The sequence below is a fragment of the Pseudarthrobacter sp. O4 genome (genome assembly GCF_050157025.1).
GTDB lineage: Bacteria > Actinomycetota > Actinomycetes > Actinomycetales > Micrococcaceae > Arthrobacter.
In genome coordinates, this window is sequence record NZ_CP189591.1 from 3,594,663 (window position 1) to 3,607,827 (window position 13,165).

A 13,165-nucleotide genomic window follows, 5' to 3' on the forward strand; every position below is an offset into this window, starting at 1 on the left:
CAGCCCTACACGCCCGGTGCCAGTGCGGTGATCCCCGCCTCGACCGCCGCGGTAACCAACTCCTGGTCATACGCCACCAGCACGTCCGCTTGCAGCCGGATTGCGGTGGCCAAGTGGATGGCGTCGGCGCTCCGGAGCCCGCCGGGCAGTGCGGCCGCATACATGAGGTCCGAGCGAGCCAGATCCACTAGGTTGATTCCACCCAGCACTGCATTGATCACGTCGGCCGGTAGGCCGCGACGCCGGCCGGCGCAGTGAAGTTCCGTGTACAGAAGCATGGAGGCAACCAGGTGGTTGCCCTCTGCTGCGCTCCTTGTAAGGTACTCAGCAACGTCGGCCGATTCAGTCTCCTCGACCACCAGTTTGAGAGCCGCGGACGTGTCGACGTAAACGATCAACGGTCGCCACGCAGATCGGCGATTATCTCCAAGGTCCTGGCGCTGCCATTAACGCGCGGCAACGATTGGAAGTCGACGGCCTTCTTGGCTGCCAGCCGAACGTTTCCGGACAGCAGCAGGCGTTCGAACGGAGACACCGACGGCGGTATCAGCGTGGCGGCGATTTCGCCGTTGTTCGTGACGTCGATGGTCTCGCCATTCTTTACGCGTTCCAGAATCTTGCTGCTCTGGTTTCGGAGTTCGCGGTGCGGAATCGTTGTCATGATTGCCTCCGTAGCAATCGTAGCACCGCTGTCGGGGGCGTCGACAGGCTTGGTGTCGACAGGCTCAACCACCGGAGCCGCTCCAGTGCTGACGCTACGCGCGGGGCTGCAGCCCCGGGACGCCGTCGTTGATCTGAAATGATGCCTTGGTGCTGACCGGGGATCCCGGCCTCGTGACGTAGTCCAGCACCCGAAAGTCCGCTTGCAGGGAGTCCCTGGTGATCCGGGTATTCACATAGCCGCGCTGATTGTTGTAGAACTTCAGATGCGGGTTCCACGCCATGGGCGGATCGACCGTGGAACCCGAACCGTTGCCCGAGGACGTAATGGACGTGCTCACCAGCTCCGAGCCCACCACTGGCGACGCCGGATCCTTGTAATCGACCTTGAGGTCGTTGGCGCAGTGCCGGTGCACGTCCCCGGTCAGTACGACGGCGTTGCGCACGTTCGCGTCCATCCAGCCCCGGGTAATCCGACGGCGCGATGCCGCGTAGCCGTCCCAGCCGTCCATGGACACGTCGTCGATATTGACGGCCTGGTTGCGGTCGCGCTCCGCGAAGAAGACCTGCTGGCCCAGAAAATCCCAGCGCTGGGTGGAATTCTTGAAGCCGTCCAGGAGCCACTTCTCCTGCTGGGCGCCGGTGATGGTGCGGTGCTCGCCCAGCCGCCGGGTCACGTTCTTCCTCCAGCCGTCGCCGGCAAGCTGATTGTCCCGGTACTGGCGGGTGTCCATCATATGGAAGTTGGCCAGCTGTCCCCACTGGATGGTGCGGTAGATCTTCATGTCCGCCCCGGCCGGCACGGAGGACGAGCGCAGGGGCATGTTCTCGTAGTAGGCCTGGAACGCCGCGGCGCGGCGCAGCCGGAAGCGCTCAGCGGTGTCGTCCATCTCGGCCGGGTCCCTGTCCTCCGGAATTTCGCCCGCATAGTTGTTGTCGACCTCGTGGTCGTCCCAGACCACAAGCCACGGTGCGATCGCATGTGCAGCCTGCAGGTCGGCGTCGGACTTGTACTGCGCATGGCGCTGACGGTAGCTCTCAAGCGTGACGGTCTCCGGTCCGTCGAGATTGCGGCGGTTTCTGCCGGCGACGAGGCGGTTGCCGTTGCGGCGCTCATACATATAGTCACCAAGGTGCAGCACCAGATCCGGTTGGTCCTGGGCCAGGCGCGAGTAGGCCGTGAAATAGCCATCCTCATACTTTGCGCAGCTGGCAAAGGCCATCGCGAGCGCTGCCGGCGTCTCATGCGGTGCGGGGCTCGTGAGCGTCCGGCCGGTGGGGCTGATGTGACGTCCGCTGCGGAAACGGTAGAAGTACTCACGGCCCGGCTTCAGCGCCCGCAATTCCACATGGACCGAGTGGGCGTTCGCTATGTGGGCGTATTCAACGCCCCGGGCCACCACATTCTGCATAGCGGCGTCTTCGGCGACCTGCCAGGCCACCGGGACACTGCGGGAGGGCATCCCGCCGAGGCCGTCTTCGGCGAGGGGGTCGAGCGCCAACCGGGTCCAGAGCACGAAGCCGTCCGGCCACGGCTCGCCTGACGCGATGCCGAGTATGAACGGGTCTGTCCGGAGCCCGGCATCCTCTGCGGTTGAGGTGCTGGTCACGGAGGCCCCCGGCAATGAGACGAGGATGCCGGCACCGAGGCCGGCGGCAATCAGGGATCTGCGAGAAATACTTTTCATGAATCAAACGCATTCAACCAATTTTGACGGGTACTGTTACCCACTGTGTAGCCATTGTAGGCGGCGTCCTCCCCGTTGGTGCCGGGGCCGACGTACATGTTCAGACCGGCCGCTGTCAGCGTTAGGGCAGGAGCCGCTCCAGCGCCCAGTCCCAGCGGATCAGCTCCTGCTCGAGGCGCACAGCTGAACCGTAGTCATCATTGCCCAGCGACTTGTAGACGATCGATTCCTCGTCCGTCAGCCTGGTCAGTGCGGCCCGCGACGGGGACGGTTCGCTGCCCCAGGCGTCGCAGTGCGCGAGCAGTGTCGCTTCGTCCATCAGCACGCTGGCGACATGCCGATGTACCGCGCGGAGCTGATCGAGGATCCGGAAGCCATGCGTATCCAAATCGCCCCAGTAGAGGACTCGGCAGTCCCGCAGCCAGCCCGCATCCCGAAGCGCCAGAAAGCCGTAACCGCCACCGAAAATGGCCAGAGTGCGCGGACGTTGCGGCAGGGACAGGAAATTCACGAGGTTTTCGGTAACGATCACCGTGCGGACCGGCAGCCGGAGCGCGCCGAACGCCTCCGCCGTCACCATGACATCATCAGGGCCGCCAAGCAATGGGGTCTCGGGATCCAGCAAGCGAAAACGGACGCGCTCGGGCGGGTGCAGGAAGCCATGCCGCCGGTCAAACCGTGCAGCCGGCGTGCGAGCCGCCCCAGCGCCCAGCACCGTGTCCGGTGCATCTGCTACGACGGACGCATCCTCTGCTACGTCCGACGCCTCGGTGAGCGCCTCCGGCTCAGCCTCCGCCGACGCACCCTCAAGCAGCACGGCCTCCATTTCGTCAATGACCCGCCGGTGATTTTCGATGAACTTCGTGTGCACTCCGGGCAGGCTCAACTGACGCACGTAGATGCCCGGCGCAGGGTTGTCCCGAAGCCAGAGCGCCACCTGAGCTGCCGTCAACGCCGCACCGCCAAGGCCCAGCAGCTGCAGCGGCCGTTTCAGTGCCCAGCCGCGCAGGGCGGGATCCAGTTCGGATAGTCCGGCCACAAGATCGAGAAAACGGACCGATTCCCGCGTCTTTCCGGCAAAGGCAATCTCATCCTCCACCGTCGCAAACATAGCCGCGGCGGGGAGCTGGTTGGACCCAATGGTGGTGCGGCCGACGTCGACCGTTTCCAGACTGTAATGCCCCGTCGCGGCGGACAGCTCGGCTGCCCACGCCCGCGCTGCTGCGTAGTCGTTGCGCAATTCGGCCGCCGTCGGGCGTTTCAAAGAACGACGGCGAGGGTACAACCCGGTGGGTTCCACCAGTTCGCGCAGCAACTGGCCCCGGTCCCAGGCTGCACGGGCCAGTGAACGCAGCCCGGCCAGCGTAGTCCACTTCCCGCGCTCCCCGGCTGCAGCGTCAGCCGGCACGCCGGTCCCGTTCGTCCCGGTATTCCTGGATGGTCATGTTGCGCAGCTGGGAGTCGTCGCCGTTGATGTTGGCCACGAAGCCGACGTGGGCCACAAAGGGTTCGATCACATGGATTTTCTGCAGGGGCGTGACAATCAGCAGCTGGAGCTTCATCCGCTGGAACAGCTCCAGGCCGTACCGCGCGGACTCATCGGAGCCGCGGCCGAAGGCCTCATCAATGACGACGAACCGGAAGCTGCGGCCATTGCCGGCATTCCTGCCGGCGCCCTGCCCGGAGCCCAGGCCGAACTGGAAGGCCAGCGCGGCGGCGAGGATGGTGTAGGCCAGCTTTTCCTTCTGGCCGCCGGATTTCCCGCCCGAATCGGTGAAGTGTTCGAACTCCTCACCGGTCTCGGTCCACTTCTCGGAGGCGGAGAAGGTGAACCAGTTCCGCACATCGGTCACCTTGGCTGTCCACCGTTCGTCGAGGGTGGTGTAGCCGTCCCGGCCGCGGAAACGCTCGATCAGCCTCGCCACCTGCAGGTACTTCTGCTCCGAGTACTGGTCCTCGTCTCCGATGGTGCCCTCCGAACAGGCCCGCAGGTCCATGCCGAACTGGCGGACGTCCAGGTCAGTGGTGTTCTGGTGCTCCAGCTGGATGTGGCGGCCGGCGTTGTACTCAATCCCGGCCAGGGAGAGGTTGATTTCGCCGATCCGGTTCACGATGTCCTGCCGGCGGCTGTCCAGGAAGGCGTTGAACGCCACCACCTCGTGGATGGTGTTCTGGTTGAGCGAGTCCTTGAAGTGGGCTTCGAACCGGGGCAGGTCGTTGCTGACCAGCTGCTCCAGGAGGCGGTTGTAGTCCCCGGCGGCCTCGAGGGCGGCGTCGATTTCGGTGGTCTCGTTCGGGTATTTGTTGCGGAAGTCAGCCATCAGCCGCACCGTGGTTTCCGCCGTGCGGGCGATCCGTTTGACCAGCGCGTCGATGATGTCCGTCAGCCCGGCACGGACGGTGCTTTCCACCGCCGCGGTGTTCTTGTACGTCAGCGGCTTGTCCCCGAGGGCGCCGGCGGTGAGCTTTGCGACGGCGGCCAGCACGCCGGCGTCGTCCGTCAACGGCTGCTCACCCAACACGACAGCGCATTCCTCGATCGCGGCGGCGATCTCCTTGGCCGCTTCCTCATTGGCGCCGATCCGCTGCTGGAGTTTGTTCGCCTGGTCCTCCAGGCGCCCCAGCCGGGAGGACATCTCCGTTTCCCTGGCTGCCAGCTGCTGCAGGACATCGCTGGCGGACTCGAGCTCGGTTTTCTCCTTTTTGAGGTCCTCGATGCGGCGGGCGGTGAGCTGCCAGCTGATCTCGGCGAAATCCGTCACGGAACGGACCGTGCCGAGCTGCTGGTTCTGCCTCCCGAGCGCGCCGAGGTAGTGGTCCACCTTGCCGAGCCGGGCGGTGTTGCCCTGGAGCTGGCCGCGGACCTCATCCTGTTCGGCGAGGAAGCGGGTGACCTTGTCCTGGTTGTCCCAGCCGAGCACATAATTGCGCCGGTCAGCCAGGTCCCGGCGGTCGTCCTTCTCATGCCGCCCCCGGCCACCCTTGAGCTGGCCGTTGAGGGTCAGGGCCTTCGGGTAGCGGCGGAAGTCCTCCAGGTTCTCGCAGCAGAAGTAGTCGAACCGGCTGCTGAGTTCGTAGAGGAGGAAGTCGCGGAACGGCGTACCCTGCTTGATGGCGATTTTGGCCGCCAGCGTTCCCGGCTCGGCTGCCTTGGGCGAATGCGATTCCCCGATCTTCAGGTACACCAGCCGGCCCCGGAGATTGTTGGTATCCACCCACTTGCTCACCGCCTGATAGTGCTCGGAGGGCACCAGCAGCGAGAGCGCAAAACCGTGGAGGGTGCGTTCCGCAGCTCCCTCCCACTCGGCTTCGCCGTCGCGGACCCGCAACAGTTCGCCGGCGTACGGCAGCGCGTTCTCCGGAATTCCGGTTCCCTCACACAGCCGACGGCGGAGCTCCAGCTGGGGGCGCGGCAGCAGGTTGGGGCGGGACTGCAGGCTGGTCAGTTCGGCGCCGATCTCGGCGGCGCGCTCGGTGAGCGTTGTCCGCTCGATGGTCAGCGCGGTCCGGCTTTCCTGCAGCCCGCGGGAGTTCTCGCCGAGCTCCGCTTCCACCTCGGCCAGCCGGGCGCGGTTGGCGTCGAAGAGGACCCGGTCCTCCGGGACCTGCAGGCCCAGGCCGGCGGCCGCCGAAGTGTAGTTCTCGAAGCGCGCCCGCTGGGTCCGTGATTCCTCGGCAAGGCGGGTGGCCTCGGCGTCGATGGCGGCCAGCCTGCCGCCGCCGTTGCTGCGGATGTCCTCCTTGACGGCGGAGAGATCGTGGCGCAGCTGGGTGACCGCCGTGGACAGCTTGCTGCCGTCCTCCCGCAGCCGGACGCCGGTGCCCGCCAGCTCCGCCTGGTGTGCCAGGCTCAGCTTCAGCCGCTGGTCCGTGAACCAGGGGTGCAGCTGGTCCCGCTGTGTCCTGGCGAGCTCATCCTCGCCGGCCAGCCGGGCGTGCTGGACGGAGCCCTCCTTGATGGGCGTCAGCAGGCCGATCTGATCCTTGGCCCGCAGCACGGCGTCGTGGGCCTTTTTCAGGTCGTCGAAGTGGTGGATGAGGTTGCCGATCCGTGCCGCCACGTCGTCTTCCTCGAGCATGTTGGTGCGCACGAAGTGGGTGATGTTCTCCACCTGCTTCATGGACACGGTGCGGTGGAACAGCTCCATGGCCTGGTTCCCGCCGATGCCGAACTGCCGCTTGAACGCCGCGGCGTAGGGGTCGAAGGAGTCATGGACGGTCACACTCGCGGCGCGGAGCTTCTTTTTCAGCTTCGCCGGATCCTGGCCGAAGTTCGCAAAGTCCGCCGCGATGGACTGGTCCGACTCGGCCAGCGAGTAGAAGCGGTTGGGCTGGCCGGCCTCCTGCATGGCCCAGAGCGTGACGGCCAGGGTGACCGACTTGCCCAGCACCGCGTTGTGGAAGACGCCGAGCACCACGGTGAGCGTTCCGGTCCCGCGCAGTGCCACCGGCTTGGAGTATTCACCCCCGGCGCTGCGGGCGCTCTTGTGGAAGCCCCGGACGTAGGACATCAGGGTGCGTTCCTTTTTCTGCGCGCCCGCGGCCTTGTTGTACTCGATCCGGTGCGCCGGAAGCAGCAGGGTGGTGATGGCATCCACCACCGTGGATTTTCCCGAGCCGATGTCACCGGTCAGGAGGCTGTTGGCACCGTCGAGCCGGAACGTCCGGACCCCCTGGTGGAAGGTGCCCCAGTTGAGCAGCTCCAGACGCTGCAGCCGGAAGCCCGGGGGAGTACCGGCGTCGTCCGCTTGTTCATCCAGACTGAAAAGGCTGTCCTGCAGTTCCGTGTCAGCGGTCATTTGCTTTCCACCTCCGTTGCCTCTGTGCCGGTGCCGGTGCCTGTGCCGGTGAGCGAGGAGCGGTAGTCCGCCAGCCGCGCGTCGAACTCCTCCAGCCACTGCGCGTCCACGTACGCCTTGAGGATGCGGGCCACCTCGTAAGTTCCCGCCTGTCCGCGCAGTTTCCGCAGGAAACCCAGCTCCACGACTTTCTTGATGTTGGCACCGAGCTGGTCCAGAATGCGGGCCTCGTTGCTGGACTCGGGCAGGAAAACCGAGACCATGTCCGCGATGTCCTGCTCCGTCATGATGAGGCGGAGCTCGCTGCTGTTGGTGTCAAACTCCAGCATCCGGCCGCGCAGTAGGGCCAGCAGCAGGCTGACGTTGAAGGTCAGCTGGCGCCGCGGGATCAGCCGGGGGAGGGTGCCGTCCGGGTCCTCACGCGACTTCAGGAACGCGTAGCCCTCGGATTCGTCGAGAATCAGGTCCAGCCCCAGCACGGCAACATAGTCGCGGACATGGGAGGCCAAGCCAATCAGCGACTGCCAGATTTTCTCATCCGCCTCGGCGTAGACCACGCCTTTGAACAGCCTGGTGACGACGCCGGGAAGTTCCTCCGGCGTCCTGGTTTCCGGTGTCCTGGTTCCCGGTGTCCTGGTTCCGGGTGCTTCGGCGGGGTTCATGCTGGCCTTCCAAAGATGATCTGGTCGATGGTCGCCTCGCGGATGCTTCCATCCGGCAGCGACCAGGACAATTGCTGGGTGGCCTCGGGGTTGATGTCGGCCCACTCGGTCTCGGTGGCGAGCTGGTAGTAGGCAACGATCTCGGCCAGTCCCTGCGACAGCGGATACGCATCCGTAATTTCCGCGAGGGTGGCCTGCTCCGCGTGCGCAAGGACGGCGTCGATGTTGGATTTGAGCCGCTCCGTATCCACGTGGAACTGACTGAACAGGGCGCCCGCGTCCACGTCCGTGTCATCGGCGGCAACGACGTCGTCGTCCACCATCACCTTCCGGCTGGGCTCGTACAGGGGACGTTCGAAGGGCAGCGCCACGTCCACGGACGGCGCGGCGACGTCCATGAAGACGCCCGACGGCGGCGCCTCCCGGGTGCCCAGCGCGCCGGACTCGATGCTGCGGATCAGCTGCATGATGCGTTTGTTTTCCAGGAACACCTTGTCGTCGAGGAGCCGGCGCATCTGTTGGGACAGCTGGCGGACCGTCGCCTGGGTCTGTTCGACGGCGGGCAGCCAGTCCTGGTGGAGGTTGGTGACGGCGTGGAGGTTGTCCAGCCGGGACAGGGCTTCGATTTGGGTGGCGCGCTGCAGCAGGTCCCGGAGCTCGGTGCGCAGCTGCGGGGACATGAGGTAGTCCCAGAAGCCCTGGAACGTCCGGCCCTGCAGGGAGCTGCTGATGTCCTGCTGGTTGGCGAAGATCGAGGCGAGCAGCTCGCCCTGGGACCCGTCCCACGTGGCGATCTGTTCGCGGACCTGCCGGTCCAGCCGGCGGAAGTTTTGTTCGACTTCGCGGAAGTCGGAGAGCAGGTCCTTGGCCAGTGCAGTCAGCTGCTGGAAATGGTCCAGGGCTTCGGGAGCGCTCATGACCCGGACGTTTCCGTCGCGGATGCGCTGCATCTCGGCGTCGATCCCGTCCCGCTGCCGCTGGAGCTCGGCCAGGCGCACCTCCGGGTCCGTCTCGGACTGCTGGACGAGGGCCTTGAGGACGGCGAAGATGCTGGTCAGCCGTGACTGGGTGGCGACGAAGTCCCTGCCGCGCAGGCTCTCCACCCAGCGGACCACATCCTCGGCGGCGGCCGTGAGATCGTAGCGGGGCTCGTCCTGGCCGGTTACGTAGTATTTCCGCAGCCAGGCGCGTTCGGGGGCGGCCCAGTCGTCGAGGTATTCCGCGGCCGGTCGCGGGAACTTGTCCTCGCCGTAGGCATCCCGCAGCCCGAACAGCACATCATCCAGGGTGTCAATGAGCTGCTGGCGGCCGATGTTCCGCTGATTCGGCCCGGTGAACGCGGTCATGAAAAACGACACCGCCAGCGGGGCGTTCTGCGCGCGGAGCAGCGACCATCCTGCGTGGTTTTCACGCAGCGAACTGATTGCGTAGTAGTCCATCGTGTCCTTCATGCGTCGGGTCCTAAGACCTAAGTTACATGCGACCACAGACTTCCTGCGGAGAGGAAGTTGCTGTCCTTATGTTGTTGCCGGGTAGTTTTCCGCGGCCATTGTAGGGTCGTGGCTACCCAGGGGAGGCGGGTATGGCTTTGGTTGCTGTGGCTGGACGGATTCATCCGTGACGGCTTCGAAGGATTGGCCGCCCGCCACCCCGCGATGACCCGACCGCTGATTGAGAGACGCGACATGATCGCCGGATAAGGACACGACGGCGCGGTTATCCGCTGGGACTTCACCCAACCGACAGACTGGAGGCTGCTTTGGTGCACCTATGGGCTGGCATCGACGCCGGCAAAGCCCATCATCACTGCGTCGTGATCGACGCCGACGGAAACCGTCTGCTTTCGCAGAAAATCCCCAACGACGAACCGGCACTGCTCGAGCTCATCGCCAACGTCCTGAAACTCGGCGACGGGGACGAGGTCATCTGGGCGACGGACCTGAATCACGGAGGACCGGCGCTGCTGATCGCACTGCTCCTCGCCCACGGCCAGAGCATCCTTTACATCCCGGGCCGGATCGTCCACCATGCCTCCAAGCTCTACCGCGGGGAAGGTAAAACGCCAAAGACGCCGCCGTAATAGCCGACCAGGCCAGGATGCGCCGGGACCTGCAGCCCCTCCGGGCCGGGGATGAGATCAGCACCGGGCTGCGGATCCTCACCGCCCGCCGGGCGGACAAATCCGCGGACCGGGTCCGGGCGATCAACCGCCTGCAGGCCCAGCTGCTCGAATACTTCCCCGCCCTGGAGCGGGCCTTCGACTACAGCCGCTCCAAAGGAGCGCTGTTGCTGCTGACCAAACACCGCACCCCGGACGGGATCCGCCGCACCGGGCAGGCCAGACTCCATGCCTGGCTGAAGAAACACGGCACCCGCTCGTCCGCCGCGGTCGCCCAGGCCGCCGCCGACGCGGCGAAATCCCAGCACACCACCGTACCGGCCCAGCACCTCGGGGAACTGATCGTCGCAGCCCTCGCACAGGAAATCATCACCCTGAACAAGGAACTGGCCGACCTGGACGCGCTGATCAGCGAGAAGGTCACCGAACACCGGCACACGCAAACCCTGCTCAGCATGCCAGGCTTCGGACCCGTCCTCGCCGCGGAGTTCCTCGGAGCCACCGGCGGCGACCTCACGGTCTTTGAAACCGCAGACCGGTTCGCCGGCGTCGCTGGGCTCGCACCCGTACCCCGTGATTCCGGGCGGATCACCGGCAACCACCACCGGCCCCGGCGTTACGACCGCAGGCTCCTGCGCGTCTTCTACCTCTCCGGGCTTTCGGCGCTGAAAAGCTGCCCCGCTTCCCGGACCTACTACGACCGAAAACGCGGCGAGGGGAAAACCCACATCGAGGCCATGCTCTCCCTGGCCCGCCGCCGCCTCAACGTCCTTTGGGCCATGCTCCGCGACGGCACTACTTATACCCCGGTGCCGGTCCCGGCAGCTCGGTTTGCTGCCTGACAGGTGAGGGACACCTTCGCGGGGGACGATTCGTCGATGGCTTGCATCGAGCCTTCGCTGAACCTGCGGTCCGCGGGGCTGGGACGCCTATGTTGTTGAGTGTGCGGGAAGACGGCACCGACGAATTTGGGAAGCCAGGTCCGAGTCGCGGGCCGGGCCGGCGCGGCCGACTTGGGGATCAGTATGAGATCGGTTCGGCCCGGCCGCTCGTCAGGGACCGGGTGGCTGCTTCGGCGATCGCTTGGGCTTTCAGCCCGTCCTCAAGGGAGGGACTGATGGGGGTGCCGTCCTCGAGAGCATTGACGAAGGCGGCGAGGGCTGCGGCATACGTCGGTTTGACTCTCTCGAACCAGCCGGGGTGGAGCCCGTCGTCCGTGACCTTGCCGGCGGTATAGCGCGATACGTTGCCGTTGCGGTGGCGGCGCGCCTCGGCCATGCCGGTGGATCCGAGGACCTCGATGCGTTCGTCGTAGCCGTATCCGATGCGACGCGTGCAGTCGATCTGGACGAGTGCCCCGGAGGCCAGCCGGAGGGTGACGGCCGAGGTATCGACGTCACCGTAGGCGGCCAGGCGAGGTTCGGCCAGGGTGGACCCGGTAGCAAAGACTTCAACGGGATCGAATCCGGAGATCCATCGTGCGAGATCGAAGAAGTGGACTGCCTGGTCGCGCATCTGCCCGCCGGAGACGGCGATGTACTCGAGGGGAGGCATGGCGGGACCTCTGCTGGAGAGCTGGATGAGTTCAACGTCGCCGATCTCTCCGGAATCGACGATGCGCTTCAGCTCGGCGTAGTCGCGGTCGAAGCGGCGGTTGAAGTCGACCATGGCGAGGGTGTTGCGTTCCCTGGCGTAGGCGACAGTCTCGGTTGCCTCCGCGAGGTCGAGATGGATCGGCTTTTCGCACAGCACGGCGACCCCGGCATCCGCGGCGCGCCGAAGATGACCGGCGTGGGTGTCCGTCGAAGACGCTATGAATACGGCATCAATCGCGCCGGCGTCGAAGATCTCGTCGAGGCTGCCGGCCACGGCGGCCCCGTATGTGCGCGCGAGGGCATCCGCGCGGTTGGTGTCGAGGTCGTACACAAAACAGAAGTCGACGTCCGGGTTGGTTGCGAGGTTGGCTGCATGGACGGTGCCGATGAATCCGGCGCCGATGAGGGCGAAGCGTTGCATGGTCAGGCCTCCTGGCTGGTTGCGCTGGCCGGGACGGTCCAGGCGCCGTTGTTCGCGTGGGATGCGGCGACAGCTTCGACGAACTGCACGCCGATGAGCCCGTCGATGCCGGTCGGAAAGGACAACTCGCGGATTGTGCTTGCCGTGCGGTCACGTCGTGCCGTGAGTTCATCGGCGAGGTCACGGTAGAAGTTCGCGAATGCCTCGAGGAAGCCCTCGGGGTGACCGAGGCCGACGCGGGTGAGCCGGGCAGCATCATCGGACAGAGTGCTGAGTCCATGGGTCAGGATGGTCGTGGTGCCGTCGAGGTCCTGCACCGACAGGTGGTGGGGATCCTCGTGCTGCCATTCCAGGCTCCCGGCGTCACCGAAGATGCGGATGCGCAGGCCGTGGTTGTGTCCCGTCGCGGCCATGCCGGCCCAGACGCGCCCCGGAACTCCGCTGTTGAGTCGGAGCGATACCGTGGCGTTGTCGAAGACCGTGCGCCCGGGGACGAGAGTGTGCAGCTGCCCGGAGATTTCTTCCGCTTCAAGGCCGGTGATGTAGCGGGCCAGGTGATAGGCGTGGGTGCCGAGGTCGGCCACGACGCTGGGGAATCCGGCAACGTCCGGGTCGGTGCGCCAGGAAGCCTGCTTGTGCCCGGAGAGTTCCAGCGGTGTCGCCGCCCACCCGGAGGCGTGCTCGACGTCGACGAAGGTGATGCGGCCGAGCGCACCGTCGCGGACCATCCTGCCGGCCTGGCGGACCATAGCGTAGGCGGAGTAGCAGTGCGGCACGGCGAGGATCACGTCGTTCTCGGCCGCGATGCGCACGAGCTCAGCGGCCGTAGCCGAATCGCTGGTGAGCGGCTTCTCACACACGACGGAGATTCCCTGTTCCAGGAACGCCTTCGCGATTGGGAAGTGGCTGTCATTCGGGGTGGCGACGACGGCGAGGTCGATTCCCTCCGGGTGCGCTGACTCCGCCTCAGCCATCTGCTCGTAGTCCGCGTACGTGCGCTCCGGTGAAACACCCAGGTTGCTCGCGACGCGTGCCGCCTGCCCGGCATCGCGCCCGAAGACGCCGGCGTCCAGCGAGTAACGGTCATCGAGCCTCATCCCGAAGCGGTGTGTCTTGCCGATGTCGGCACCGACGCCGCCACCGACCATTCCTGCCCTGAGGCGGAGCCTGCCTGGTTCAACCATTACTTACTTCCCTTACCGCAGTTTGGACAAATGTAGA

At 65.7% G+C, this 13,165-nt stretch carries 9 protein-coding genes and 1 pseudogene; 1 reads left to right on the forward strand and 9 read right to left on the reverse strand.

Features of this window, described 5'->3' with window-relative positions:
* Positions 1-5: 5 nt before the first annotated feature.
* The 7 genes from ACQCSU_RS16720 to ACQCSU_RS16750 form a co-directional block, all read right to left on the reverse strand.
* On the reverse strand, positions 6-359 hold the full coding sequence (locus ACQCSU_RS16720) for a type II toxin-antitoxin system VapC family toxin (RefSeq protein WP_426979821.1): 354 nt from the start codon (positions 357-359) through the stop codon (positions 6-8).
* Positions 360-394: 35 nt separating this feature from the next.
* Positions 395-661, reverse strand: a complete 267-nt coding sequence (locus ACQCSU_RS16725) for a type II toxin-antitoxin system Phd/YefM family antitoxin (RefSeq protein WP_426976387.1) — start codon at positions 659-661, stop codon at positions 395-397.
* 94 nt (positions 662-755) lie between these two features.
* Positions 756-2,348, reverse strand: coding sequence for an alkaline phosphatase D family protein (locus ACQCSU_RS16730; RefSeq protein ID WP_426976388.1), 1,593 nt, complete (start codon positions 2,346-2,348; stop codon positions 756-758).
* 121 nt (positions 2,349-2,469) lie between these two features.
* Positions 2,470-3,663, reverse strand: a complete 1,194-nt coding sequence (locus ACQCSU_RS16735; protein WP_426976389.1) for a Wadjet anti-phage system protein JetD domain-containing protein — start codon at positions 3,661-3,663, stop codon at positions 2,470-2,472.
* 82 nt (positions 3,664-3,745) lie between these two features.
* Entirely contained in the window at positions 3,746-7,147 is a 3,402-nt protein-coding gene (locus tag ACQCSU_RS16740) for an ATP-binding protein (RefSeq protein ID WP_426976390.1), read from the reverse strand.
* The gene (locus ACQCSU_RS16745; RefSeq protein WP_426976391.1) at positions 7,144-7,809 is read right to left on the reverse strand and encodes a DUF4194 domain-containing protein; all 666 of its coding nucleotides are present in this window, start codon (positions 7,807-7,809) and stop codon (positions 7,144-7,146) included. The genes ACQCSU_RS16740 and ACQCSU_RS16745 overlap by 4 nt, the downstream gene beginning before the upstream one ends.
* On the reverse strand, positions 7,806-9,260 hold the full coding sequence (locus tag ACQCSU_RS16750) for a DUF3375 domain-containing protein (RefSeq protein ID WP_426976392.1): 1,455 nt from the start codon (positions 9,258-9,260) through the stop codon (positions 7,806-7,808). Before ACQCSU_RS16750 ends, ACQCSU_RS16745 begins: the two co-directional genes overlap by 4 nt.
* 308 nt (positions 9,261-9,568) lie before the next feature.
* Between ACQCSU_RS16750 and ACQCSU_RS16755 the strand changes: the two are divergent.
* Positions 9,569-10,770, forward strand: a pseudogene (locus tag ACQCSU_RS16755) (IS110 family transposase).
* Between the two features lie 178 nt (positions 10,771-10,948).
* Here ACQCSU_RS16755 and ACQCSU_RS16760 read toward each other — a convergent pair.
* Both ACQCSU_RS16760 and ACQCSU_RS16765 read right to left on the reverse strand, forming a co-directional pair.
* Positions 10,949-11,944: a Gfo/Idh/MocA family protein gene (locus ACQCSU_RS16760; protein WP_426976393.1), complete on the reverse strand. Its 996-nt coding sequence runs from the start codon at positions 11,942-11,944 to the stop codon at positions 10,949-10,951.
* 2 nt (positions 11,945-11,946) lie between these two features.
* Positions 11,947-13,128 carry a Gfo/Idh/MocA family protein gene (locus tag ACQCSU_RS16765; protein ID WP_426976394.1) on the reverse strand — a complete coding sequence of 394 codons (1,182 nt, stop codon included), beginning with the start codon at positions 13,126-13,128 and terminating at the stop codon, positions 11,947-11,949.
* Positions 13,129-13,165: the final 37 nt, after the last annotated feature.

Bases quoted from the DNA above. Each gene is read 5' to 3' on its own strand.
- ACQCSU_RS16730 (WP_426976388.1), bottom strand. From the start codon at position 2,348: ATGAAAAGTATTTCTCGCAGATCCCTGATTGCCGCCGGCCTCGGTGCC.
- ACQCSU_RS16725 (WP_426976387.1), bottom strand. From the start codon at position 661: ATGACAACGATTCCGCACCGCGAACTCCGAAACCAGAGCAGCAAGATT.
- ACQCSU_RS16765 (WP_426976394.1), bottom strand. From the start codon at position 13,128: ATGGTTGAACCAGGCAGGCTCCGCCTCAGGGCAGGAATGGTCGGTGGC.
- ACQCSU_RS16750 (WP_426976392.1), bottom strand. From the start codon at position 9,260: ATGAAGGACACGATGGACTACTACGCAATCAGTTCGCTGCGTGAAAAC.
- ACQCSU_RS16760 (WP_426976393.1), bottom strand. From the start codon at position 11,944: ATGCAACGCTTCGCCCTCATCGGCGCCGGATTCATCGGCACCGTCCAT.
- ACQCSU_RS16740 (WP_426976390.1), bottom strand. From the start codon at position 7,147: ATGACCGCTGACACGGAACTGCAGGACAGCCTTTTCAGTCTGGATGAA.
- ACQCSU_RS16745 (WP_426976391.1), bottom strand. From the start codon at position 7,809: ATGAACCCCGCCGAAGCACCCGGAACCAGGACACCGGGAACCAGGACA.